Here is a 24,085-nt window from a genome sequence, read left to right as displayed (position 1 = left end):
ATGAGCCTGTTCGCATCCCTTTCCCATGTTGGCCGCCCGGTGGCCTATTACCCGCGCCTTGCGCGCTTCTTCGGAAGCGTGAACGCCGCCATTCTGTTCGCCCAGCTCCACTACTGGCACGGGCGTGGCAGCGACAGCGAGTTGGGCATCTACAAGACCTCCGGAGAACTCGAAGAAGAGACGGGCTTGTCGTACCGCGAACAGGCCACGGCGCGGGCTCAGCTGCGCGACGGGGGCTACCTCGTGGAGACGAATCGCCGCTTGGAGCACAAGGTCTATTTCAAGCTCGTTCCGGACGTCATTGACGCCGCCTACGAGGTATGGACAAAAGCGCAATTCCCGAACGACGAAAACGCATTTCGGGAAATGCGGAAAACGCAACCCGCGAAGTGCGGAAAGCGTCGCACTCGAACTGCGAAATCGTCGTTCGACGAACTGCGCAAAGCGCAATCCGACATAAGTACAGAGACTACACACAAGACTACTACACCTATCTCAGCCAAGGCTGACGCCGTGGCCGAGCCGATGAGGGTGACGGACAAGAAGGGGGTGATCCACGAGATCCCCGCCGAGCTGCGCTACCCCGGCGACAAAGCCAAAACCCACGATGCCTGGTGCGCGTATGCCATCGCCTACCACGGCCGCTACGGCGCCTGGCCGATGTGGAACGCCATGGTGGCTGCGCAAATGTCGAAGGTGATCGACCGGGTGGGGGCGGAGCGCGCTGCCCGCGTGGCGTACCACTACGTGGCGAAGGTGCAGGAGCCGTTTGTGCTCAACCAGATGCACCCCGTCAAGCTGCTGCTTTCCGACGCCGAGAAGTGGGCAACGCAGTGCCAGACCGGCGCAGCCCCGCCCACGCCGCCGCCTGCGCAGTCCGCGCACAAGTTCGCTGGCGCGCATGCCGCCATCTTCGAGGGAGTCCGGGTATGAGCCGCGAAATCGCAACCATGGCCGATGAGCAGCTGCACGGCCACACCGGCCACGAGGCCGACCAACAGGACACCACCGTGCGCAAGCTGTTCCTGGTCCTGCACGGCAAGTACGGCAATGTGTTCGCGGGCAAGTTCGCTACCGGCGAGCTGAACGAGGCGGGCAAGGACAAGGGTGTGCTGGCCGCGCTGCGCGTCTGGTCGGCGGCATTGGCCAAGTACCCCGGCCCCATCATCGAGCTGGCCGCCGAGCGTCTGAAAGCCACGCACCCCGAGTACCCGCCTTCGCTGCCGCAGTTCGAGAAGCTGTGCGATGCGGCCATGCCGCGCCAGACCGTGGCCGAGCTGGAGGGCTGGAAGCGCCTGCCGGCGCCCGAGGTCATGCCGGTGGATGTGCAGGTGGAGCCGCGGTGCGACGGCAAGGACTGGGCTCGCCGCATCGTGGCGCGCGCGGTGGCGGGAGATCGCAGTGTCTCCTGTGCCGCCCTGCGGGATGCACGCTTGGCCCTCGGCCTGGAAGGACGTATGTCATGGCAGTGAGCAACTTCATGCAGGAAGCGAACGATATCGCGGCCCGCCTGCGCCCTGGCTCGCAGCCAGCGCGCTCCACGCTGCGCCGCCAGAAGGCCGCCGTCGCCTCAAGCCTGCAGCTGCAGGTGCTGGAGTACATGCGCACCTTCCTGGCCGAGAACGACCAGCTCCCGCCCGTGCACAACGTCGCCGTGCGCTTCGGCTTGGCGCTCTCCAGCGCTGACTGGCACATCCGCACGTTGGTGCGCCTGGGCTTTCTGGAACGCAATGCCGTGGGCAAGCTGCGTTTCCCGCGCGGGAAGGGTGGTGCTGCATGAGAACGCTCGAAGAGATCAAGGGCCGCTGCGTCATCACCGGCGATGGCCACTGGCTGTGGCGCGGGGCATTGCGTCCTGATGGCCGCCCGAACATCTACGCCCCGGACTACACCCGGGCCGCAGGCGAGATGCGCACGCAGTGCGGCATGCGCGCGGTGTGGCATTGCATCAACCAGAAGGCCGTGCCCGAGGGCTACCGCGTGTACGGATCCTGCGACGAGCGCGCCTGTTGCTTCCCGGGGCACATCAAGTGCACCAGCGAGGTTGACTATGGCGCCTGGCTGCAGCGCACCGGCAAGTTCAAGGGGCAGACCAACCGCATCCTGGCCAACCGAGCGATAGGTCGTCAGCGAGCGGCGCTTACCCCCGAGCAAGTCAACTACGTGCAGACCAGCGAGAAGACCGGCATTGCGCTGGCCGAGGAACTGGGCGTGAGCACGTCGGTCCTGAGCAAGTACCGCCGCGGCGAGTCCATCGCGGTGCGCGCCGCCGGCGGGATGTTCTCCGGGCTGATCTCGGGAGGGCGGACATGAGTCTCATCCTTGGCATTGACCCGGGGGCCAACACTGGCGTGGCCACGTTCGTTGATGGCGTGCTGACGCGCCTGGACACCATCGGCCCCGCTCTCATCGAGCGCACCATCCGGGAGGCCTCGCCCGCGCGGGTGATCTTCGAGGACTCGCGCCTGCAGTCCCACGCCTGGACCGCGCAGGCCAAGGCCGCCCGGGGCGTTGCGCTGGCTACGGCGCGCAGCCTGGGCCAGGTGGATGCGTGGTGCCGCCTCATCACCGACGTGTGCGAAGAGCTGGGCATCCCGGCCCACGGCATCAGCCCGGCCGCCAAGGGTCCGAAGCGCGGCGCGGAGAACTTCGCGGTTTACACCGGCTGGCAGGCCAGCAGCAACCAGCACGAGCGTGACGCCGCCATGGTGGCGTGGACGTTCCGTCGCTCTCAGGGGGCAATCCATGGCTGACCTGATCGACCCGAACAAGGCGGTGGACTACCTGATCGAGAAATCCAAGGAGTTCGCCCAGGCCAAGGCCGAACGGTCCCACCTGGAGCACTTCCGCAAGAGCAAGAAGGCGCTGTTGATGAATGCCTGCACCGAGAAGGCCATTGCGGCACGGGAGCAGTTCGCATACAGCCACCCCGAATACATCGAGGTGCTGGCGGGCATCAAGGCCGCCATCGAGCGTGAAGAGCTGCTGCGCTGGCGCCTGGAGGCCGCGCGCCTGCGCGTGGAGGTCTGGCGCAGCGAAAACGCGAACAACCGCCGTCTGGAAGGAGCGACCCGGTGACCGAAAACGAAAAGACCATCGCCCGCGCCCTGGTTGCGTGCACCTTCCCGCCCGGCAGCGGTACCAAGCGCTTCGCCAAGGACATGGCCGCGTGCGCCACGCAGGAGCAGCCCTACGAGATGACGCCGGCCCAGCGCCGCTACCTGCTGACTGCGGCGGTGCGCTTCCGCCGCCAGACCCCGGCCGGTGTGGTGGCGCTGGCCGAGGCCGAGTTGCGTTCCGATGCCGAAATGCAGGTCCGGGCAGGGCAGGGGGCTCCATGCTGAGCCGCCGCGTCACAGTCAAGCGCCCGGCATTCAACCGCCGTGCAGCCGCCGCCGCGAAGCTGCGCAATAGCGCCCTGGTGGAGCCGTACGCCATGCTGCAGCGGCTGCTGGACGTGGTCCAGCCAGAGACGCCCTGGGGCAGCCAGCGCTTGCGCACGCCACCACCTACCGTGAGGGGGCGATTCGGCGAATACCGGGTTGCCGTAGAGCAGATCCAGCACGGGTACTGCACCCGCCTGCTGGTGCACGCGCCGGATGGCCGCCGGATCTCTGCCGAGGTGCCGCGGTGCTGACCCGCCGCACCCCCATGAAGCGCTCGGCCTGGCCGCGTGCCAGCAGCACCACCGCGAAATCCCAGTCGGATCGAGACGCACGCCTTGATGCGCGTGCGCATGCAGCTATCAAAAGCGTAGTGCCGCGCGCTGCTCTGATGGTCGGCTGCAGCACCGGCATGCCCATGCGCAAGAGCCCCGCACCCTTGCGCAGCGAGCAGTACCGCCGCGCAGTGGCCAGTCTCCCGTGCGCGCACTGCGGCATCGCAGGCTATAGCCAGCACGCCCACGAGAACGACGGCAAGGGCAAGGGCCTGAAGCGGGACGACCGCCGCGCCATGCCCCTGTGCTGCACCCGCCCCGGCATCGAGGGCTGCCACGTCGCATTCGATCAATACCGCCTGATTGCCGGCGGACGCCAGGCCCACATCGACCTGGGCCGCGCCATGGCTGCGCAGACGCGCCGCCAGCTCAACACCCTGGGCCTGTGGCCCGCACGCATTCCGCAGTACCCCACCGACGAGGCCTCATGACTGAAACCACCTCCCAGCAACCCGATGCCGCGGCAGAGCCAGCCAAGAACATCACCAGCACCCAGCGGGTGTTCGACGCCGTGCGCGACCTGCGCGAGCTGGATCAGATCGCCACCCGCGATACGGTGGCGGAGTTGACGGGCCTGAAGCTGACCATCGTGGACGACCGCCTGCGCGCCCTGGTGGATGACGGCAAGCTCAAGCGCCTGTTGCGCGGGATCTATGAGCTTGTCGAGAGCTACCCGGAGCCGCGCGAGCTGAGCTGCACCATGCTGTCGGACGGGTGGGTGAAGCTGGAACTTGGCGACGCCATGGTCCGCCTGACGCCCACTGAGGCACGCCGCGCGGCCCGCGCGCTGGGTGGTTTCGCGGAGGACGCCCGCGTGATCGAGAGCACCAAGGCCCACCTGTTCCTGGCCACTGAGCTGGCCGCCGTGGTGGAGAAGCAGGGCCGGGAAATCAAGGCCCTGAAGGCGTCCCTGAAGGCGGACGACCGCCAGGGCACCCTGATCGCATAGCAGGAAGGAAGACCCCCATGAACGCACTCACACACCTGGCGGGCAGCCCGCTGACCATGACCAGCCGGGAGATCGCCGGCCTGGTGGGCAAGGAGCACTTCCACGTCATGCGCGACATCCGCGCGCTGCGTGACCAGCTGGGCGCCCTGTTCGGCGGGGCCATCCAGAATTGGAGACACCCCCAGAACGGCCAGACCTACGAGGAATTCGCCCTCGAGAAGGACACCTGCCTCACCCTGCTGCTGGGCTACGACCCGGTGGCGCGCATGAAGGTGGTGAAGCGCTGGCAGGAGCTGGAGGCCGGCCGCGTGCCGCAGAGCTTCGCCCAGGCCCTGCGCCTGGCCGCCGAGCAGCAAGAGCAGATCGAGCTGCAGCAGGCCGCGCTGGCCGCCGCCCGCCCCAAGGTGGTCTACGCCGACGCGATGCTGAACGCCGACGGCACGGTCCTGGTGCGCGACGCTGCCAAAACCATCGGCGTGCCTGTGCGCAAGCTGGAGCGGGCGCTGCGCGAGAAGGGGGTGATCCTGCCCGATAACGCCCCGGCCGCGCGCTACGTGGCCCAGGGCTATTTCAAGGAAGCCGTGCACCACTACGACACGAAAACCAACGGGCGCCAGCTCAGCCGCGTGGCGCGGGTGACGGGTAGGGGTCTGGAGTTCTTGCGGAGGTTCGTGGCCCGGCATCCGGGGCTCTTGTGGCGGTGAAAATGTGGCTTTGGTTGACTAAGCGGTGCCGTGATGCTTTCTCTATATCTCGACAGTTCTGATTACTCGAACCTCACAAACACGAAACTATTGGACAGGGAGCCAGCCTTAAGGGAAACACTCGCGTATCTTCGCACTGCAGTTGCGGAGAAAAGGATCTGCGTCTACTTTTCTTCAGCGCATATTTCTGAACTGATGCCGCTGAACTCGCAGTCCGTCTTTCTGGCAATACAGAAGTTGGCTTTGTTGCGTGAACTATGCGGAAATCGTGCTCTTCAGTCGATAGTCGACGTTGGGAAAGCTGAGGTCCACGCGCTTAACGCAGGTGTATGCCCCCCTACGTCGGTTGTAGATCCACGCGGTCGTTGGCTACCCACTCTCGAGTTCACGATGCGTGATTGCACGACCAGAGCAAATCTGAAGCTCAGCGAAAGGGGTGCAAGTAGAGAGCTCAGAAGAAGGGCGTTGCCGGAGCTGGTGCGCATGTACCGCGAGGAGAATGCAGCCAAGGTTGCCGAATTGCTTAAGCGCGGAAAGATAACGTGCCCTCCCGGGTTAGAGCGGCAATTTATTGATGCCGCCCGAGAAAAAATTACATGGAATCAGCTGACCGATGCATATTTCGATGCCTTGAACGATTTTGAACGCTTGGCTTCCTCAATCGATGTTGCCCCCGAGTTTGCTGCAAGGCTACGCAGAATTGTTCGGGAAGCTAGCGAAGCAAATGGGAGGGCTTCGCGCGTGATGGCAGAACGAGTTAGCCGGCTATCTGAAACGGAAGTTGAAAAGCGCGCGGGTTGGCGGAAATGGGAGGAGGCGATGGTTCGGGAAATTGTTGCCACGCATTTTGAAAAGAGCGACATCTTGCCTACGCGCGAGTTTTCTTTCGAGGAGATTAAGACGGCATGCCCCGGAATCTACGCAATGGTCGTCACGGACTGGAGATTCTTGGCGCACGCCTTTTTTGGTGGGAATCAAAAAGGGCTCAGTGACAGCGTGTATGCGGACTCGCTTCATGCCATGTATGCCCCCTATGTCGATGTCTTTCGCACAGATTCGGAAATGGCGGACCACGTCCGGGCAGCGGTCGTGGGTCGTGGCACATCGGTGGTTGGGAAGTTGAGCAAACTTGTCGAAGAACTGGAATCGCGCTTGGCACGCAGAGAGATCAGCTCGCATGCGTAACTGCGCACATCAGCTCATGTGCCGCCCAGCATAGGGTTAGGCTGCGCAGCCATGCACCGGAACACTCCCGGGCATGGCCAAACCCCCTGCGGGCAAGAAGCCCGCGCCCCTCAAGAAGACTCTGCCGAAGCCTGCTGCCCCTAAGAAGGCCGCAGGCAAAGCCGCACCTGCAAAGAAGGCAGCACCTGCCAAGACCGCACCCAAGGCTCCCGCCACCCAGAAGAAGGCGCCAGCACGCCCAGCGGTGAAGCGCGCCGCCGCCGCTCCGAAGCCTGCGCCATCAGTCGAAATTGATAGCACCGCATACACGCCAAAACTGGGACTGACCGCGAAACAGCAGCGTTTCGTGGACGAGTATCTGGTGGACCTGAACGCCACGCAGGCAGCAATCCGCGCAGGCTACAGCGCCGACACCGCGCGGCAGATGGCCTCGGAGAACCTGTCAAAACCGTACATCCAGTCCGCGATCACCGAAGCCCGGCTGGCCCAGCAGGCGCGCACTGGCGTGACGGCGGACCTGGTGCTGCTGGAGATCGCCAATGTGGCCTTCGCCGATGCGCGCGACCTTGTGGAGGTGAAGACCGGCTGCTGCCGCTGCTGCTATGGCGAGGGCCACAAGTACCAGCGCACCGTGGGCGAGATGAACCGCGACCGCGAGGCCTGGGTCGAGAAGGGCAAGAACCCCGCCGAGTTCGATGAAGCTGGCGGCATTGGCTTCAACCCCCTGCTGCTGCCCAAGGCCGATTGCCCCATTTGTGGCGGCGATGGCCAGGCACGCACGGTGCTCAAGGACACCCGCCAGCTCAGCCCGCGCGCTGCAGCTCTCTACGCAGGCGCCAAGCAGACGAAGGAGGGCATCGAGGTCAAGATGCACTCCAAGCTGGACGCCATCGAGAAGCTGGCCAAGCACCTGGGCCTGTACGAGAAGGACAACCAGCAGAAGACCGATCCGCTGGCCTCGCTGCTGCATCGCATCGCCGCGGGCAATGGCAATGGGTTCAAGCCCGTGGCCGACGACCCTGAGCGCCCCGCATCCAGTCTGCCAGCGCAGCCGGACGACATCGACGACGACGGGAGCTGACATGGCCGCAGCTCTCTTGGATCAGTGCGTGGACGAGGACGAAAACCTGTGGGTTGCTGGCCCAGGTGATGAAGCGGGCGGCCTTGACGCGAAGATCTGGCCCCACGAGCCGCGAGAGCTGCAGCGTGTGCATGTCCAGCCTGCCGCGCGCATCCCGACCAATGAGGAAGAGCTGGCCCGCAGCCTCGCCGATCCGGAATGGCGTCTGTTCAGCGGGTGCCTGTATCAGATCATCGTCAAGGGCGACAACGGCGACGAGGCCTTCGTCAAGCCGTTCATTCCCAACCGCGCCCAACGTCGCTTCATCAAGCGCCTGTGGCACCGCAACATCATTCTCAAGGCCCGCCAACTGGGGTTCACGACCCTGATTGCCATCCTGTGGCTGGATGAAGCGTTGTTCAACGGGAACCAGCGGTGCGGGATGATCGCCCAGGACCGCGAGACAGCGGAGTCGATCTTTCGGGACAAGGTGATCTTCGCCTACGACCACCTGCCCGAGGAAATCCGCGAGCGCTTCCCCCTGGCCCGCGCCAGCACGAAGGAAATCCGCTTCGCGCACAACAACAGCAGCATGCGTGTGGCCACGTCCGTACGGGGCGGCACGATCCATCGCCTGCATGTGTCGGAGTTCGGGAAGATCTGCGCCAAGTACCCGCAGAAGGCCAAGGAGGTGATGACTGGCTCCATCCCCGCGGTGCCATTGACTGGCTTCCTGGTGATCGAATCCACGGCCGAGGGCGCGAACGGGGAGTTCTACGAACTGTGCACGCGCGCCGAGGCGTTGCACCACGCCCACCAGAAACTCACGGAGCGCGACTACCGCTTCCACTTCTACGCCTGGTGGCAAGAGCCCACCTACCGCATGGACGCTGGCCTGGTGGTGGTGCCGCCCAAGCTCCATGACTACTTCGAAGACATTGAAGTGGAGACGGGCAGCAAGCTGGACATGGAGCAGCGGGCCTGGTACGCGGCAACTCTATCGGCCGACTTTCCAGGGCGCGAAGAACGGATGTGGCAAGAGTACCCGTCCACGCCGCGCGAAGCCTTCCAGCAGTCCACCGAGGGCCACTACCTCACCAAGGCCATCACCGAACTGACCAAGCGCGGCGGCATCACGAACGTGCCGGTGCTGGACCTGCCCGTGCACTCGTTCTGGGACATCGGCAATTCGGATGGCTGCGCGATCTGGTTCGCCCAGCAGCTGCGCGGCGAGGACCGCTTCATCGGCTACTACGAAGAGCACGACGAAGACCTCAAGCACTACGTGCGCCACCTGCAGAGCCTGGGCTTTGTCTTCGGCAAGCACTACCTGCCGCACGACGCGGACCACAAGCGCCTGGGTGACACCAACAAGTCCACCAAGCAGATGCTGCAGGCCCTGATGCCGGGCCAGAAGTTCGTGATCGTGCCGCGCGTGACCCAGCTCATGACCGGCGTGAACACCCTGCGCAAGCACATGCGCGGCGCCTGGTTCGACAAGGAGGCCTGCGCCTTCGGGCTGGAGCGCCTGCGGGGCTACCGGAAGAAGTACAGCCAGGCCCTGACCAAGTTCCTGGACGAGCCCGACAAGAGCAACGGCTGCACCGAGGGCGCGGACGCCCTGCGGCAGTGGGCTCAGGCCAAGGAATCCGGCCTCTACCAGCCCACCGACGACGCCTACGGCACCAATCACGAATTTTCTATGCCGCCAGCACCCGACTGGCGCACATGAGGCGCACCACCATGAACGCAACCCACCAAGCACCCATTGACGAACTGCAGGACGGCCGCGACGAGCCGATGCGCATGGAAGAGTTCGCGTCCATCGTGCGCGAGGCCCTGGCGCAGCCGCCGTGGCGCGCGCAGGCCGACCACGAGGCGGACTATGCCGACGGCAACCAGCTGTCCACCGAACTGCTGCGCCGGATGAAGGACATGGGCATCCCGCCCGCGAAGGAGAACGTCATCGGCCCGGCCATCGGCGCGGTCTGCGGCTACGAGGCCAAGACGCGCAAGGACTGGCGCGTGACGCCGGACGGCGATCAGGGCAGCCAGGACATGGCGGACGCCATGAACTTCCGCCTCAACAAGGCGGAGCGGCACAGCAAGGCCGACCGCGCGCTGTCGCAGGCCTTCCGTCCTTCGGTGGCCGTGGGCATCGGCTGGGTGGAGGTGTCGCGCGCCGCCAACTCGCTGGAGTACCCGTACAAGTGCCGGTACATCCACCGCAATGAGATCTGGTGGGACATGAAGGCCATCGAGCCCGACCTGTCGGACGCGCGGTGGCTGTATCGCCGCCGCTGGATCAGCCGCACCCGGGCCGCGCGCATGTTTCGCGACCACGCGACGCTGATCCTCAACGGGGCGGACAAGTGGATCGCCGAGTTCTCCATCCAGGAACTGGAAGGCGGCCAGTCCACCGGCCTGCGCTCCGCGGTCGAGGCGGAGCGCGCATGGACGGTGCAGGAGGACGCCTACTACAACGAAGAGAACAACACGGTTTGCATCACCGAGCTGTGGTACCGGCGCTGGGTGACAACCGTCATGCTCAAGATGAAGGACGGCCGCGCGGTCAAGTACGACGCGGGGAATGAGCTGCACGCGGCGGCCCTGGCCCTGGGCCGGGGCAAGCTGGTCGAGGAACTGATTCCGGTGGTGCGCCGCGCCTACTGGATGGGCCCACACTGCCTGTTCGATGGCCCAAGCCCGTACCCGCATCGCCATTTCCCCTATGTCCGGGTGATGGCGTGCTCCGAGGACTTGACCGGCATCCCCTACGGCTTGGTGCGGGACATGCTTTTCCCGCAGGACAACCTGAACAGCACCATTGCGAAGCTGCGCTGGGGCATGTCGTCCGTCGAGACAATCCGCACGAAGGGTGCGGTGATCATGAACGATCAGCAGTTCCGGCAGATGGCCTCGCGCGTCGATGCTGATTTCGTGCTGGACAAGGACGAGATGGCTAGTGGCGGGATCTTCGAGCGCAAGCGGGACTTCCAGCTCAATGCCCAGCAGTTCCAACTGATGGACGACAGCCGCCGGGCCATTTCGCGCGTCAGCCCCGTGACCCCGGCGTTCCAGGGGCAGACGGGTTCGGCCACCAGCGGCGTGCAGGAGCAGACCCAGGTCGAGCAGTCGCAGATTTCGCTGGCGGATCTCATGGAGAACTTCCAGGACTCGCGCACGCTGGTGGGCGAACTGCTCATGGCCCTCATCATCGAGGACATCGGCAAGGAGGAAACCGTGGTGGTGATCGAGGGCGATGTGCTCAACCCCCCGCGCAGCGTGGTGCTGAATAAGCCAGAGGTGGACCCGGACACGGGCATCACGCTCATGAGCAACGACGTGCAGCGCGCGCGCCTGAAGGTGGCGCTGGAGGATGTGCCCACGTCGAGCGGCTTCCGTTCCCAGCAGCTCAATGCCCTGTCCGAGGCGGTGAAGGGCGCCACTCCCGAGATTCAGCAGGTGGTGATGCCGTTCATGATCGACCTCATGGACCTGCCACGCAAGAAGCAGGTGGTGGAAGCGATCCGCATCGCCCAGGCCGGCGCGCAGGCAGACCCGGAGCAGATCCGCAAGCAGGTGAAGCTGGAGCTGATGCACGACCTCAAGGTGCGCGAGCTGGACCTGAAGGAACGCATTGGCGACGCCCAGATCGAGAAGCTGATCCGCGAGGCGGTGCAGGTGGGCGTGCAGTCGGCGTTCAGCGCGATGCAGGCGGGGGCGCAGGTCGCGCAGATGCCCATGATCGCGCCGATTGCCGACGAGGTGATGAAGGGCGCGGGCTATCGCCCAAGCCCTGGCGGCGTGGATCCGAACTTCCCCACGCCGGACGTGACTGCCGCCATGAACATCAAGAGCCCGTACATCCAGGGCGGAGGTGGTGCGGCCGCGGTGCCCGAGCCCGAGGCTGGACCCGAGGCTCAGGCCGAAGCGGGCACGGCGCCGGGCGTGCGGGAGAACACCAGCCCGGCGTTTCCACCGGTGGCGCAGGAAGCAGGGCAGGGGATGGCTGGCATCGAGACGCCGGCCGTGGCCGACAACCTGCAGTGAGGCGCCCGGCATAGGGCGAGGGCAATTCCGATGTCGCGCGGAGCATCGGAGCCCTCAACTACCCAGGAGTGCTCATGCCCCCCAAGTCCACCATGCCGCCCAGTCTCGAAGCCATCGAGGAACGGGTGAACGCCGTCATCAATTCCGCCATGAGCCGCGCCATCTCCGAGCGCGACAGGCTGGTTCAGTCCTACCAGGGCGCCACGAAGGCAGCGGATGCTTTGTTCGAGCGCATGAAGGTCATCGAGCATCGTTTGGCCAGAGTCGAACACGGCGCGGCGAGCGTGGAGGCTGGCGCGCTGCAAGCGGTCGAAAACCTGAAAGTCGAGGTCGGGACCGTGCGCAGCATCCTGGCCAAGGTGTACGACCGGGACGCGGAACAGTACGCGACCATGGTGGGCAAGCGCGTGTGCATTGTGGGTGGCACGCAGGTGATGGTGGCGGCGGGCCTGGATGACGATGGGCAAATGGTCTGCGTGTTCGAGCGCCCATACGACGGAGGTGCACAAATTACGAGCGTGGCCGTGCCCGCGACCGTCTTGGTGCTGCTCCCGAGTCCGGAAACCTCGGCGCCTGCAGCGAAGTCCGCCCGCAAGACCCGGAGCTCGAAGTGATGGGCCCCGAGCTTCGCCTGAGCATTGACGTGACCGTGACCGGAAACACGGAAGGCACGCACGTCGCACCGTTTGTCAATGATGCGCTGCAGGAGCTGGTCAATCGCATGGATTTTCGGACCGGGACCATCCAGCCAGGACGCGCGATCTGCCACCTGCGTGACCACCACGATGTTCAGATCAGGGTGGACGTGTACCCGCTGCGCATCTGTGCGCGCCGCCCGGCATAGGGCGATGCAATCTGGGGCCCCGGCCTGAGCATGGGCTTCCCCGTCAAGGCAAGGGGTTTCGCTGCAGCCACGGCACCTCACAGGAGTACCAACCATGTCCCGTTCTTCCCGCCTCTTCGCCATCGCCGCCATTGCCTGCGCTGCCGCCGCCGGTGCGTTCGCCTCGGTCGCCGTCACCTCTCGCGACTACGTGGTGTCCGCCGTGCACCGTGCCTGGAGTTTTGTGCTGGACGGCTTCCGTGTGGATGCAGTGGTGCAGCCCGCGAGCCCGAACCAGCGCGAGCCCAGCGTTGCCCTCGTGGCGGCCAAGGCTTTCATCCTGCGCCTGGTCAAACGTGATCGCCCCCGCGTGACCCCGATGTGGCGCATGTGCCCATCCACATAGCCAGACGTGCTTCATGTCTCCTTGAAAGCCGCCCGCCGAGGCGGCTTTTTTGTGTCCGCCCGGTATAGGGCGGAGCCTTTCAGGGCATCGCTTTGATACTGCCCTTCAAGCCAGACGCGCAAGCCGATGGCGATACGCAACCTCGGGATGAGGTGGCACTTCCCGCAGCAGGAGAGTGGAAGGCTGGGGCTTCGGCCCTGGCCAGCCCTCAATCGCATGCCCATGCAGGCCCAGCCGGATAGCTGGGATGGAGCACGCAGACATGGCACTCACGCCCGCAGAACTTCTCGAAAAGGCCCTCAACGGTGAATCGCTGGATGGCGATGACGCCGGTCAGGGCGACCAAGGCAATCAAGGCAACAACGATGGCGCGGCCGATGGTACTGGCACCGGCGCTGGCACTGTGGTGGATTCCACAGCGCAGGGCGACAAGGGCCAGACGGAGCAGGACAAGACCCGCACCGAGCATGCCGACGGCGAAGAGCCCAAGGGCGCACCGATTGCCAGCAAGTCCGGCAACTACACCATCCCCTATGAGCGTTTGGAAACTGCGCGCGAGCGCAACAAGACGCTGGAAGGCGAGAACCAGACCCTTCGCGCACAACTCGCGGAGCTGACCACCAAGCAGCAGGCGAACCTGGGCAAGGCCGAGGACAGTGCACAAGCCCGTGCGGATGCAGGGCAGGCACAGACCACGGCAGACCAGAACCTGGATGTAGCGAAGGCGGCCATCGCGCAGGGCGTGGACATGAGCCTTTTTGGCAGTTTCACGGAAGAGGACATTGCCAAGGGGATCACGGCGCTGGTGCAGCGCACGCGCGACGAACTGCGCGCGGAGCTGATGGAGGAAAGCGCCAAGACCTTGAAGCCGCTCCGCGAGCGTGATGAGAAGGTGGCGAAGGAGGGCCACTACGGCTCGATCTACGACAAGCATGCCGACGCGGATGAAGTCGTGCAGTCGTCTGAATTCGCAGCCTGGAAGCAGTCGCTCCCGAGCTTCGCGCGCAGCTCTGTGGAGGCTGTGTTTGACCCCAAGACGGGGGGCACGGCCGAGCAGGTGATTGAAATTATCGACACGTTCAAGGCGCAGACCGGCAAGGCCGCCGCGCCAAGCGCTCAGGACAAGGGCAAGGGCAACGCGCCGGAGGTGCAACGCCGTGTCCCCAACTCGCTGTCGGAGGCAGCGGGCGAGCAGCACCAGGACGTGACGCAGCAGGTTCTGGCTTCCGCCGGGACCAACCCCAATGCGCTCATGGAGCGCATGCAGGACATGAGCAACGAGCAGATTGAGCGCTTGTTGAACGCAGTTTAAGAAACCCGTGGGCCGCTCGTGATGAGTCGCCCCCATCCCATCGAAGGAGGTCACTATGACCATGAACAGCCACGTTCCGGCCGGCTCCGACAAGGCCATGTACGTCCAGGCGGCCGGCATGTTCGCCCTGGCCGAAAACCGGGGTTCTCGCCTGGGCCAGCTCTCGGGCCCTCTGCCCAAGGGTGAGGGCAAGGTCGCGGAGATGATCCGCAAGCAGTCCAGCGCGGACTTCCCCATCGTGAAGTCGATGGACCTTTCGCGCGGCATGGGCGACGAGGTGGAATTCCACTTCGTGCAGCCGTCCAAGATGCGCCCCACCATGGGCTCGCGCATGGTGGAAGGCAAGGGCAAGGGCCTGGCGTACGACAAGGCCCGCACCCGCGTGGATCAGGCCCGTATCCCGGTGAAGCTGGGCGACACCATGACGAACCTGCGTTCGGCCGTGGACTTCACGCGCCTGGCCCGCCCCGTGGCGCAGTCGCATGCTGATGCCTACCTGGATCAGTCGATCCTGACCCATGTGGCCGGTGCCCGCGGCTTCCACGACAACATCGAGTGGCGCTTGCCTACCGAGGACGACCCCGAGTTCGCTGAACTGCTGGTGAATCCTGTCAAGGCGCCCACCAAGAACCGCCACTACATGGCGGACGGCACCAACGGCGTGAAGGCCTTCACGGTGAACGCCGGCGAGGCTGCGCTGCAGACGACGGACGACTTGAGCATGACGGTCGTGGACGCCATCCGCGTCCTGATCGAGTCGCTGCCGCTGCCGCCCCCCCGCGTGAAGATCCCTGGCGACATTGCCGCCGAGGACGAACCGCTGCGCGCGCTGCTGCTGTCGCCCGCCCAGTACCACGCCTTTGCGCAGGACGATGACTTCCGCAAGTTCCAGGTGGCGGCCCTCAACCGTGCCTCGAATGCCAAGAAGCATCCCCTGTTCCTGGGTGAAGCCGCCCTGTGGAATGGCATCCTGCTGCTCAAGCAGCCCAAGCCCGTGCGCTTCTACGCCGGCAACACGATCCGCTACGCCAACAGCTTCACTTCCGAGGCTGAAAGCTCGTGCGTGGTGCCTGCGGCGTTCGGTGCCACCCACGCGGTGGACCGCGCGATCCTGCTGGGCGGCCAGTCGCTGATGCAGGCCTTCGCGGCTTCGGGTCTGTCGGGCATGCCGTTCTTCTGGAACGAGGAAACCTTCGACCACAAGGACAAGCGCGAACTGATGATCGGTGTGATCCAGGGCCTGCAAAAGGTCCGCTTCGCCGTGGATCAGGGCAACGGCCAGAAGCACTGGACCGACATCGGCGCCATGGCCATCGACACCGTGGTGAAGCTCATCCCGGGCGAACGCTGATAGGCACGCGGGGCCCTCGTGGCCCCGCCTCCATCTCCCCCATCAATTCAAGAACGGAGGCCGACCATGGCAACCATCAACATGAAGGGCGCCGGCAACGGCGTGCAACTGGGCAACACGCCCTGGGGCAATTTTTCCGCGCTGCGCTACGTCGTCAAGACCAGCGCAACCGGTGCTGTCATCAATTCCGACTCCCTGGCCGCCATTGCTGCGAACGACGTGGTGAACCTGGGCCATCTGCCCGCGGGCTTTCGCTACTTGGATAGCTTCGTGAACGTGATCGACGGCATGACCGCGACCGTCACCGGCGATCTGGGCTTTGCCTACAAGGATGGCGTGGACGACGCGGCCGTGCCGCAGGACGCGGACTACTTCGGTGCGGGCCTGGCCCTGGCCACCGCAGCGCGCCTGCGCAACGCGACCGTCAATCCCAGCATCGTGCTGCCCAAGGACGCCAACCTGATGCTGACCGTCAAGACGGCCGGCAACAACCAGGTGTCGGAAATCGAGGTCGTGATCTTCGGCATCGCCGAAGGCGTCAAGTAAGCCGCGTGCGGGCCGGGCGACCGGCCTGCATCGCCTGGAGGCACACCCCATGAAGTTCGTAAACATCCAGTACGTGGGCACGACCCCGTACACCGACCGCACGCCGCTCAAGAACGCCTGGTTGCCCGGCGAGGAAAAGCTGGTGTCCGAGCGCGACGCCCGGGCCCTTGCGGGCTACCTGGAGTTCAAGCGCGTGGTGGACGCAGCCCCCCAGAAGGCCGCGAAGGCGGACGCGAAGACCGATGCGCCCACCGGCACTGGCACCGCCGAAGGCCAAGCTGACAACGCTGCGCTGGAGCTCGCCAAGAGGGCGCAGGCCGAGGTGAAAGCACGCGAGAAGAAGGCCAAGAAGCAAGTCGAAGGCACGCTGCTGGAGGTTTCGCGGATGTCCAAGCCCGCGCTGGGCGACTACGCCAAGCAGAACTACGGCGTGGAACTGGACCTCAAGAGCAAGGTGGATGACCTGCGCAACCAGGTCACCTCGCTGGTTCAAGGTGGGCGTCCCTGATGTCGCTGTCCCTCGCCGACCTGATCCGCAGCTTCCGCACCCTGTCGGGCGACAAAGTGCAGCCGTACTTCTCGTCCGATGACGACGTGAAGCAGTGGCTCAACGAAGCCCAGGCGCAGGCCTGCGTGCGCGGGCGGCTGATCCGGGAAGACGAGCTGGACGCGGTGTGCCGCGTGCCGCTGACCGCGGGCAAGCATACCTATCCCTTGCACCCTTCGGTCTACGAAATGATCGAACTGTGGGTGGTCCCTGGTTCTCCCACCGGGCGTAGGCGCACCGTGCATCTGAAGTCGCGCGAGTGGCTGGATGCAGAAATCCACGAGTGGCGTCAGCTGGACCGGCCTGCGTGCATGGCCATCCAGGACGACACGACCATCCGCATGGTGGGCGCCGTTGAAACCGGCGACACCCTGGTGCTGGAGTGCTACCGGTTGCCTCTGAAGGCGCTGGCGCACCCCAGCGACAAACCCGAGATCCACGCGATGCACCACCAGCACCTCGTGCAGTGGGCATTGCATCGCGCCTTCGGCATCCCCGACGCCGATTTCTTCGACGCTGGCCGTTCGGTTCTGGCCGAGCGCGAGTTCACCAAGTATTTCGGGCCGCTGCCGGATTCGGACGCGCGCCGGACGACCCGGGTCGATCAGGCCCACCACAACCAGGCGATCCTCCCGTGACCCCCGGCAGCAAGAAGCCCCCGCGCATCGGCCCGTTTCCTCTCGGGATGGACAACCGCGCGCCGGATTTCGAGCTGGAGCTGGCCGACGGCGGCCACCTGTTGCGGGACGCGCTGAATGTGGATGTGACCCAGCGGGGGTCCGTGAAGACCCGCGCGGGATACACCCTGGCCCGGGCCGGGCAGGACTGCCACTCCCTGTGGGCGCCGATTGGCGGCGCCTACGGGCTGTATTGCGACGCCGGCACGATCTATCGGGCTGATGTGGGCGCGACCAGCGCCGTGACGCGCACTCTGGTGGCCCTTGGCTTCGGCATGCTCACGCCGGTGAGGTACGCCCAGGTCAACGAGGCCGTCTACTACTCGGACAGCATTGCCATCGGCTCGTATCACCCAAAGCCCGGCCCCACGCCGTCATGGCCGGGCACCGTGGCGCGTCAGGTGGGCGACCAAGCGCTGACGCCAATGCCAGCAGGCTCGTGCATTGCGCACCACGCTGGACGCTTGCTGGTGGCTGTAGGCCGGGTTCTGGTGTTCAGCGAGCCATTCATGCCGAATCTGCGCGACCTGTCGTCGGGCTACGAAATGTTCCCCGGTGACATCACCAGTGTGATCGCGGTGGAGGGCGGGGTGTTCGTCACAACCGATGCGCAGACATTTTTCGCCGCAGGCGGCTTCCCGGCGCAGACCATCACCGAAGTGCTCGCCTACGGCGCGCCCGCGCAGCAGCCCGGATACCGCAAGGACGGCGGGGCGCACTGGATGAGCAGTGAAGGGGTGGTGTCCTGCTCGAAGGCCGGCGAGTTTGAAAACCTCCAGGAAGAGCACATCGCCCTGTCCGCCACGGGTGCGGCGGCCACGCTGTGGCGCGAGGCGGACGGGATGACTTCCATCGTGGCGGCCCTGTCGTCGCCCAGCAGCACGGGTGCCGGTGTCGGCTCCTATGCCGAAGCCCGAATTGTCAAGAAGGAATGACCATGGACGCAATCGCAAAGTGCGGGTTCAGCTACGACGTGCTGACCCGCCGCAAAGACAACGGCATGGTTCTCGCAGCCTTGTATGGCGCCAAGAACCGCGTGCCCCGCGAGGGCCTGAACGACATTGCTACCGCCTATTTCAAGGGCGGCGCGGGCCCTGCGGCGCTCTACATCGGCCTGTGGAGCGGTGCCCATATGCCGGATGGCGAGGAAACGGCGGCCAGCCTGCACACCCTGGTGACGGAGGTCACCGAGTACAGCCAAGGCGGGCGCCTCCTGCTGGATCTGGGCGCGGTCGCCGACGGCGCTTTGTCCAACGCGGCCAGCCTGGCGCGCTTTGACATGCTGGGCTCCGGCACGGCCAACGGCGCGTTCATCAGCACCACCCAGGCCAAGGGCGCAGGCACGGGAAAGCTGCTCTCCGTCGTGCGCTTCCCCAACCCGCGTGCCTTCGATTCCTCTGTCTATCTGGAGCTGCTGGCCGGCTTCCAGTTCGTATCCCTCTCGCTCTAAGGAGAACCTATCATGCCTCTGCTCTCATCCACCGGTTTGTGCAACAAGATGCTCGACACGGGGAGCTTGAAAAGCATCATGGCCAACGGCTTCATCCACGTCTACAACAGCACGCTGGCCAACATTCCGGCGACGGCAGACGATGCGATCAACCCCGCGGTACACACGCTGCTGCTCACGGTCTATGGCGACGGCATTTCCGACGGCCTGAACCTGGGAACGGCCGCCGGCCGCGCCATCGGCAAGGCCGCAGGCGAGACCTGGGCAGGCACGGTGCTGGCCTCGGGCAATGCGGTGTTCTTCCGCTACGTGGCGCCCGGGGACACGGGCGCGGCCTCGACCACCGAGGCGCGCCAGCAGGGCCGCGTGGGCGTGTCCGGCGCCGAGCTGAACATCAGTTCGCTGGCGCTGGTGTCCGGCAACACCCAGGCCGTGAACTTCGCCTCGATCAGCCTGCCGGGGTAAGCCCATGACCATGCCCGTCAGTCCTGGCGGGGCGTACTTCGGGTTCTATTCGGACTTCGGAGATGTCAACCGGGGCGAGATCATCTCGTACAGCTCCGCGGTCGCTTCCGCGGCGGCCGCCGGCGCGCGCGATGTGGGGGACATCGCCATCCCCGGAGACCTGGGCAGCCCCAACATCCTGGCTGGCCACCCACGCATCAGCTTTGCCAACGGGAACGCGGGCTTCATCGAGGTCAACATGACCTACGACAACGGCACCCGGGATGACGGCGGCCCTCCGTTCGTGGCGAGCCATTTCCTGGTGGAGCTGCAGGGACCCGACGTTGCTTCATTCGAGATCGACTCGGACACCTTCCTGGGAATCAGTCACTACGTGTCGTCGGACGGCGGGCAGTCCATCTACCTCAACTCGACCAGCGACGCGCTCTTCGCCAGCCTCACGCGCATGAAGATCTGGCGTGCCGTGGTGTTCCCGGGCGATCCGCTGCCCGAACCACCCACCAACTTCTGGACCAGTTTCATTGGCGCGCGCGAGGTCATCTGATGCTGATCTTCGATGACTCCAAGGGCACATCGGACGGCAAGGAGAAAGACCAGCTCCAGGCGATGGTGGCCGTCGGCTCCGAATTCATGACCTACCGCGACTCCGAGAGCACGGTGCAGCGGTCGGGCGAGTTCGTGCGCATCGAAAAGGAGACGAGCGACCCGCAGCCGCGCTTCCTGCTGGTGCACGAGACCTCGCAGACCTACACGGACAAGGGCCAGGACCTGACCGGCAATGAGCTGCTGAACTTGACGCCAAACAGCAAGCTGCGCAAGCGCTCGCGCCTCTACATGTCGGAAATCGACCCGCTCAGCGGTGATCTGCCGTTCCGCGAAATCGGGGGCTTCAAGGCGCAGACGCGGATCTCGCGGCACCACGGCTTCACCACGCAGTCGGCGCCCCGTTCCTATGACGCGCTGGGCGAGACCAACTACACGGCCCAGGCTGGCAAGCGGCGCCTGTTCCCCAAGGGCGACGGCAAGGTGCTGCTGGTGCGCGAGGTCGTCATCCCAGGCGACGCGCGCTATTTCAACGACTCCATGCGCGCCATCGTCAGCACGCCTCAGCCGCACACCAAGAAGCGCGGGCTGCGCGCGGCGCGCGTGGAAGTGGTGGAGCTCAACCCCACGGTGGGCACCACCAGCGCGCCGGTGTTCTCGTTCGACGTGCACAGCGGCCTGAGCTTCGACCCGGTGCCACGGTCCTTCTCGAATTCGATTCGGGCGACCGCGGACATGTTCAACGACAACAACGTGTTCGCCGCCTTCTCGGGGGTGATGTTCGGCTCCACGCTGGAATCACCCAGCGTCGCGCGCGTGCCCCCCGGGGGCGATGCATCGGACACCTACGCGGTGTGCGAGCCCGGCGTGGCCAAGACCGCCGACGGGCGGGAGTACACCTCCATCATCGCCGTGTACCCGGCCCCGGACGATGTGTATGACCCGCGCAGCGCCGGCCCCTACCGGCTGACGTTCAAGCGCACCACGCCCGAAGGCGGCGTGGCGCTCGGAAAGATCAACTTCCCGCCCGTGGCGGGCCGGCCGCAGCACTACCTGGCTGCGCGCGGGATGTCGCTGCACCGGCTGGGGCCCAGCACCGTGGTTCTGCGGGTGAACGTCCACGCGATGCAGTTCGGCGCAGGTGGCTCCATTTTCCCCTCGGCCAGCGATGCTTTTTTCATGTGGAGCACCAACAACGGGGAGTCGTGGACCTACGTGGCGCCAGCGCTGAATTTCCTGGGCGTCTTCCCCTACGGCGGCATGCTGGTGAAGGACAAGAACACGCTGCTGGCGTTCTCCTTCTTCCAGCAGTTCGGCGCGGAGCAGGTCGAGGTGCACCGTATCACCATCAGCGGCACGGCCAAGATCGGCAGCATCCCGGGCGCGACGTTCAGCTCCGGGCTGATGACGCCGGGCTCCGGCCAGCTGCTGGTGCCCTACGTGCCTGTCGGGTTCGGCGGCGCCACCTACCTCAAGACCACCGAGGGCAAGAAGAAGCGCCTGTGGATGCAGTTCGACCCGTACTGGGCCTACAAGGACGGGATGGCGCAGGTGCTGGAGTACCCGGGCTCGCGGCCGATGCTGCTGGTGTCCGACGACGGGGGCCTGACCTGGGCGCGCCGCCTGCTGCCCACGCCATGGTCCTTCCGCGCGGGGTTCGTGGTGTCCATTGACGAGGGCACGCTGGCCGTGCCCGTATACGCGGCCCGCAAGGAGCCGGGGGCATCGCTGCGCGCCACGGTCTACACCTCGAAGAATGGCGGCGACACCTGGAAGGCCTCCGACGCGCAGGTAGGGCTCCCGGGGGATACCTGGGTCGATGGCCAGGTGGTGGTCGGCGCCCAGTATTGGCACCCCATCGCCAACGAATACCGGTTCGAGCAAGACCTGTCCGATTCGGCCCTGCAATACAACCGCGGCGAATTGCTCCCCCTGGTCGCCCTGCGCGACAGCGACGGGAAGATTCTGCCTTCCAATCCCGCGCGCCCCTGGATGGCGCACCACCAGTTCAAGGAGCCCGCGTATGTCTAACCTGCTGGAGAAGATCGTCCAGCCCGCGGGCGGTGGCCCGGCGGAAGGCGGCTCGCACGACGAAGGGGGCGGCGGCCCAAGCGGCGGCCTGCCCCCGGCCGGCTCGGCGTGCTATGGGGACCTGATGGCCAAGGTGGCCCAGCTGTGGCCTTTCCACATCATCACCCATGTGCAGCCGGACAAAGGCGTGGACTACCTGCGCGTGTCCGACTTCGGAAATGACTATGTGTGGAAGGTCTGGGGCACCTGCCAGAACGGCCATATCAAGATCAACTACACCCTGCTGCAGCAGCCTGGCGGTGTTCGCTCAAGCTAAGGAGAAACACAATGCCGTGCGGGAATGTGTGGGTCACGAGTTTCGTTTCCGGGGTGCCGTCGCGCTTCGAGTACATGTGCTGGCCCGATGGGGATCTGGATGGCGTGAACGAGCCACCGGACTCTGGTGGCGGGGGCGGTGGAGGCGCTGGCTCTTCGTCGGGAATCAGCGGTACGCCGGGCACCATCCCAGGCCCGGTGTTTGACCCCGGCACTGGCGACGGCACGGTGGTGGTGGCTGGCGAGGACGGCGAGGATGCGCAGGCAGAGCCCGCGGTCAGCCTGAACGCTGGTTGGAACAGCGGAGCGCACAGCGTCGAGTCCGTGCCGGCCGACTGGAACGGCATGATCTCCTTTGACCTGCCGGACGTGCAGGGTGCGCGCCAGGGCGGCGCCGCGGTCGGCCTGGTGCCGGTGTCGGCCTTGCCGACCGTGGGGCGCAGCGGCTACGACCACCTGCGCTACGGCCTGGTGGTCACCGCCGACTATGTGCGGATGATCCACGACGGAGAGCCAGTGCTCGATACGCCCTATGCGGATGTGCGCGCAGAGCGAGAGCCCGGCACCGACAGGGATCTGGTGAGCGCCCTCCTGTACGGCAACTTCATCAAATGGATCGTGAACGGGCTCACCTTGTGGGCGGGCCCGTTCAGCATGCCCGGGCCCTACGCGCTGGACGCCACGCTGTACCTGGCCTACGACGCCGTGGACAACCCCAAGTTCGAGGAAGGCGCGTGGGGAGACCTGGAGGATGGCTCGCTCAACGGCGTGATGTCCGGGTTCGAGATGACCGCCGACGCATCCCCGGAAACCAGCCTGGTCCTGCCGATGCAGGCCTTCGCGGCCCAGTTCTCCGATGTGGTGGTGTGGAACCTCTTCGGCGGCATGCGCGGCTTCGGCATGGAGGCTGGCGAGGGGGAGGGCATCACGGGCTCCATGGGGCCGTTCGCCATGATCGCGGCCGACATCGCCAACTACACGCCCCTGGTGGGCTCGTTCGGGCCGTTCTCCATGGTGGCCGGCATGGGCGAGCCCGACGGCAGTGTGACCTACTCGGTGCTGTCGGCCTCGATGCAACGCTTTGGCATGTCCATGACCTTCCCGCCCACGGCCCGGCTGGAGGCCTCCATGCGCGGATTCGAGATGCGGGCATCGTCCGAGGCGTCCTATTCCGAGCTGCGCGCATCCATGCGCGGGTTCCGGTTCCTGGGCTATGGCGGCGAGATGACGCCTCTGGTGGAGATCGTGGAGAGCATCGGCACGCGCATGCCGGTGTACCAGTCCACCTACATCGCGCTGATGTTCATCGAGCGCGTGGGCGGCGCGGTGGAGGCGGTGGGCTACGCCACGGTCACGGCCCAGGCCATGAACGGAATCACGGCGCAGGATGCCGCCAGCTACACGGCCACGCTGCTCGATGGGGCCGTGGAGCTGATCGGCGCCGGGGAGCGCGTGGTGGTGCTGGCCCACCGTGCCGACGGCGGGGCGCTTCTGGACGATGGCGAGGCATGGGTGGTCAACACCCGCAGCTCGGCCAGCACGCGCTACGACCAGTACGGCTTCAATAGCTTCGCGGTGGTCAACGGCAAGCACTTCGGGGCTCGGACGGACGGTGTGTACCTGCTCAAGGGCGAGGACGACGCCGGCGCGCCCATCACTTCCGGCATTGCACTGGGCCAGCACGATCTCGGCACCCAGGCCCTCAAGAGCCTCCGTGCCGTCTACGCGGGGGTGTCGTCGCGCGGGGTCCTGTTCCTGCGGATCAAGGATGGCTGCTCGGAGTACACCTACCGCGCGCGCCGGGTCGATAGGGACATGCGGACGCAGCGCTTCGACCCTGGCCGGGGCCTGAGCGCCAACTACTTCACGTTCGACCTGACGAGCGAGGCCGACGCGTTTGAGCTGGATTCGGTGACGTTCGACGTGGTTGCATCGCAACGGAGGATCTGA

At 65.6% G+C, this 24,085-nt stretch carries 30 protein-coding genes; all 30 read left to right on the top strand.

The annotated features are described in order from the left end of the window. The 30 genes from KW843_RS22825 to KW843_RS22680 all read left to right on the top strand — a co-directional run bounded on the left by KW843_RS22825 (window position 1) and on the right by KW843_RS22680 (window position 24,085). The gene (locus KW843_RS22825) at window positions 1-933 is read left to right on the top strand and encodes a hypothetical protein (protein ID WP_218297448.1); all 933 of its coding nucleotides are present in this window, start codon (window positions 1-3) and stop codon (window positions 931-933) included. Beyond that, a complete protein-coding gene (locus KW843_RS22820) occupies window positions 930-1,472 on the top strand; it encodes a hypothetical protein (RefSeq protein ID WP_218297447.1) in 543 nt (180 codons plus the stop codon). Before KW843_RS22825 ends, KW843_RS22820 begins: the two co-directional genes overlap by 4 nt. After that, on the top strand, window positions 1,463-1,780 hold the full coding sequence (locus KW843_RS22815) for a helix-turn-helix domain-containing protein (protein ID WP_218297446.1): 318 nt from the start codon (window positions 1,463-1,465) through the stop codon (window positions 1,778-1,780). The genes KW843_RS22820 and KW843_RS22815 overlap by 10 nt, the downstream gene beginning before the upstream one ends. Continuing rightward, window positions 1,777-2,313: a hypothetical protein gene (locus KW843_RS22810; protein WP_218297445.1), complete on the top strand. Its 537-nt coding sequence runs from the start codon at window positions 1,777-1,779 to the stop codon at window positions 2,311-2,313. The genes KW843_RS22815 and KW843_RS22810 overlap by 4 nt, the downstream gene beginning before the upstream one ends. Then, window positions 2,310-2,753 (top strand): hypothetical protein, encoded by a 444-nt coding sequence (locus tag KW843_RS22805; RefSeq protein ID WP_218297444.1) that lies wholly within the window; start codon window positions 2,310-2,312, stop codon window positions 2,751-2,753. The genes KW843_RS22810 and KW843_RS22805 overlap by 4 nt, the downstream gene beginning before the upstream one ends. Further along, window positions 2,746-3,078: a hypothetical protein gene (locus KW843_RS22800; protein WP_255594889.1), complete on the top strand. Its 333-nt coding sequence runs from the start codon at window positions 2,746-2,748 to the stop codon at window positions 3,076-3,078. The genes KW843_RS22805 and KW843_RS22800 overlap by 8 nt, the downstream gene beginning before the upstream one ends. Continuing rightward, window positions 3,075-3,344, top strand: a complete 270-nt coding sequence (locus KW843_RS22795; protein WP_218297443.1) for a hypothetical protein — start codon at window positions 3,075-3,077, stop codon at window positions 3,342-3,344. The genes KW843_RS22800 and KW843_RS22795 overlap by 4 nt, the downstream gene beginning before the upstream one ends. Next, entirely contained in the window at window positions 3,338-3,637 is a 300-nt protein-coding gene (locus KW843_RS22790) for a hypothetical protein (RefSeq protein WP_218297442.1), read from the top strand. Before KW843_RS22795 ends, KW843_RS22790 begins: the two co-directional genes overlap by 7 nt. Before the next feature lie 158 nt (window positions 3,638-3,795). Next, window positions 3,796-4,149, top strand: coding sequence for a hypothetical protein (locus KW843_RS22785; protein WP_218297441.1), 354 nt, complete (start codon window positions 3,796-3,798; stop codon window positions 4,147-4,149). Further along, complete coding sequence (locus KW843_RS22780) at window positions 4,146-4,667, top strand: hypothetical protein (RefSeq protein ID WP_218297440.1); 522 nt, start codon at window positions 4,146-4,148, stop codon at window positions 4,665-4,667. Before KW843_RS22785 ends, KW843_RS22780 begins: the two co-directional genes overlap by 4 nt. A gap of 17 nt (window positions 4,668-4,684) precedes the next feature. Continuing rightward, on the top strand, window positions 4,685-5,371 hold the full coding sequence (locus KW843_RS22775) for a phage regulatory protein/antirepressor Ant (RefSeq protein ID WP_218297439.1): 687 nt from the start codon (window positions 4,685-4,687) through the stop codon (window positions 5,369-5,371). A 390-nt stretch (window positions 5,372-5,761) separates the two neighbouring features. Then, the gene (locus KW843_RS22770) at window positions 5,762-6,556 is read left to right on the top strand and encodes a hypothetical protein (protein WP_218297438.1); all 795 of its coding nucleotides are present in this window, start codon (window positions 5,762-5,764) and stop codon (window positions 6,554-6,556) included. Between the two features lie 73 nt (window positions 6,557-6,629). Then, window positions 6,630-7,637 carry a terminase small subunit gene (locus KW843_RS22765; protein ID WP_218297437.1) on the top strand — a complete coding sequence of 336 codons (1,008 nt, stop codon included), beginning with the start codon at window positions 6,630-6,632 and terminating at the stop codon, window positions 7,635-7,637. A 1-nt stretch (window position 7,638) separates the two neighbouring features. Then, window positions 7,639-9,348 (top strand): terminase, encoded by a 1,710-nt coding sequence (locus KW843_RS22760; RefSeq protein WP_255594887.1) that lies wholly within the window; start codon window positions 7,639-7,641, stop codon window positions 9,346-9,348. 11 nt (window positions 9,349-9,359) lie between these two features. Then, window positions 9,360-11,669 carry a hypothetical protein gene (locus KW843_RS22755; RefSeq protein ID WP_218297436.1) on the top strand — a complete coding sequence of 770 codons (2,310 nt, stop codon included), beginning with the start codon at window positions 9,360-9,362 and terminating at the stop codon, window positions 11,667-11,669. Between the two features lie 74 nt (window positions 11,670-11,743). Then, on the top strand, window positions 11,744-12,283 hold the full coding sequence (locus KW843_RS22750; protein ID WP_218297435.1) for a hypothetical protein: 540 nt from the start codon (window positions 11,744-11,746) through the stop codon (window positions 12,281-12,283). Next, window positions 12,283-12,513 (top strand): hypothetical protein, encoded by a 231-nt coding sequence (locus KW843_RS22745; protein WP_218297434.1) that lies wholly within the window; start codon window positions 12,283-12,285, stop codon window positions 12,511-12,513. The genes KW843_RS22750 and KW843_RS22745 overlap by 1 nt, the downstream gene beginning before the upstream one ends. A 94-nt stretch (window positions 12,514-12,607) precedes the next feature. Continuing rightward, complete coding sequence (locus tag KW843_RS22740; protein WP_218297433.1) at window positions 12,608-12,898, top strand: hypothetical protein; 291 nt, start codon at window positions 12,608-12,610, stop codon at window positions 12,896-12,898. Window positions 12,899-13,160: 262 nt separating this feature from the next. Next, on the top strand, window positions 13,161-14,210 hold the full coding sequence (locus tag KW843_RS22735; protein WP_218297432.1) for a hypothetical protein: 1,050 nt from the start codon (window positions 13,161-13,163) through the stop codon (window positions 14,208-14,210). Window positions 14,211-14,265: 55 nt separating this feature from the next. Beyond that, window positions 14,266-15,561, top strand: coding sequence for a DUF4043 family protein (locus KW843_RS22730; protein ID WP_218297431.1), 1,296 nt, complete (start codon window positions 14,266-14,268; stop codon window positions 15,559-15,561). Between the two features lie 66 nt (window positions 15,562-15,627). After that, a complete protein-coding gene (locus KW843_RS22725) occupies window positions 15,628-16,107 on the top strand; it encodes a hypothetical protein (protein ID WP_218297430.1) in 480 nt (159 codons plus the stop codon). Between the two features lie 49 nt (window positions 16,108-16,156). After that, window positions 16,157-16,615 (top strand): hypothetical protein, encoded by a 459-nt coding sequence (locus KW843_RS22720; protein ID WP_218297429.1) that lies wholly within the window; start codon window positions 16,157-16,159, stop codon window positions 16,613-16,615. After that, complete coding sequence (locus KW843_RS22715; RefSeq protein WP_255594885.1) at window positions 16,615-17,292, top strand: hypothetical protein; 678 nt, start codon at window positions 16,615-16,617, stop codon at window positions 17,290-17,292. The genes KW843_RS22720 and KW843_RS22715 overlap by 1 nt, the downstream gene beginning before the upstream one ends. Continuing rightward, window positions 17,289-18,266 (top strand): hypothetical protein, encoded by a 978-nt coding sequence (locus KW843_RS22710; RefSeq protein WP_370628533.1) that lies wholly within the window; start codon window positions 17,289-17,291, stop codon window positions 18,264-18,266. The genes KW843_RS22715 and KW843_RS22710 overlap by 4 nt, the downstream gene beginning before the upstream one ends. A gap of 2 nt (window positions 18,267-18,268) precedes the next feature. Beyond that, window positions 18,269-18,781, top strand: a complete 513-nt coding sequence (locus tag KW843_RS22705) for a hypothetical protein (protein WP_218297428.1) — start codon at window positions 18,269-18,271, stop codon at window positions 18,779-18,781. Window positions 18,782-18,793: 12 nt separating this feature from the next. After that, window positions 18,794-19,246, top strand: a complete 453-nt coding sequence (locus KW843_RS22700; RefSeq protein WP_218297427.1) for a hypothetical protein — start codon at window positions 18,794-18,796, stop codon at window positions 19,244-19,246. 4 nt (window positions 19,247-19,250) lie between these two features. Beyond that, a complete protein-coding gene (locus tag KW843_RS22695; protein WP_218297426.1) occupies window positions 19,251-19,790 on the top strand; it encodes a hypothetical protein in 540 nt (179 codons plus the stop codon). Next, window positions 19,790-21,820, top strand: coding sequence for a sialidase family protein (locus tag KW843_RS22690; protein WP_218297425.1), 2,031 nt, complete (start codon window positions 19,790-19,792; stop codon window positions 21,818-21,820). Before KW843_RS22695 ends, KW843_RS22690 begins: the two co-directional genes overlap by 1 nt. Next, the gene (locus KW843_RS22685) at window positions 21,813-22,136 is read left to right on the top strand and encodes a hypothetical protein (protein WP_218297424.1); all 324 of its coding nucleotides are present in this window, start codon (window positions 21,813-21,815) and stop codon (window positions 22,134-22,136) included. Before KW843_RS22690 ends, KW843_RS22685 begins: the two co-directional genes overlap by 8 nt. Before the next feature lie 11 nt (window positions 22,137-22,147). Next, window positions 22,148-24,085: a hypothetical protein gene (locus KW843_RS22680; protein WP_218297423.1), complete on the top strand. Its 1,938-nt coding sequence runs from the start codon at window positions 22,148-22,150 to the stop codon at window positions 24,083-24,085.

Source organism: Acidovorax sp. sif1233 (assembly GCF_019218755.1).
Taxonomy (GTDB): domain Bacteria; phylum Pseudomonadota; class Gammaproteobacteria; order Burkholderiales; family Burkholderiaceae_C; genus Acidovorax.
Note: the sequence above shows the minus strand (reverse complement) of the source record. Positions and strands in the feature narration are given on the sequence as shown.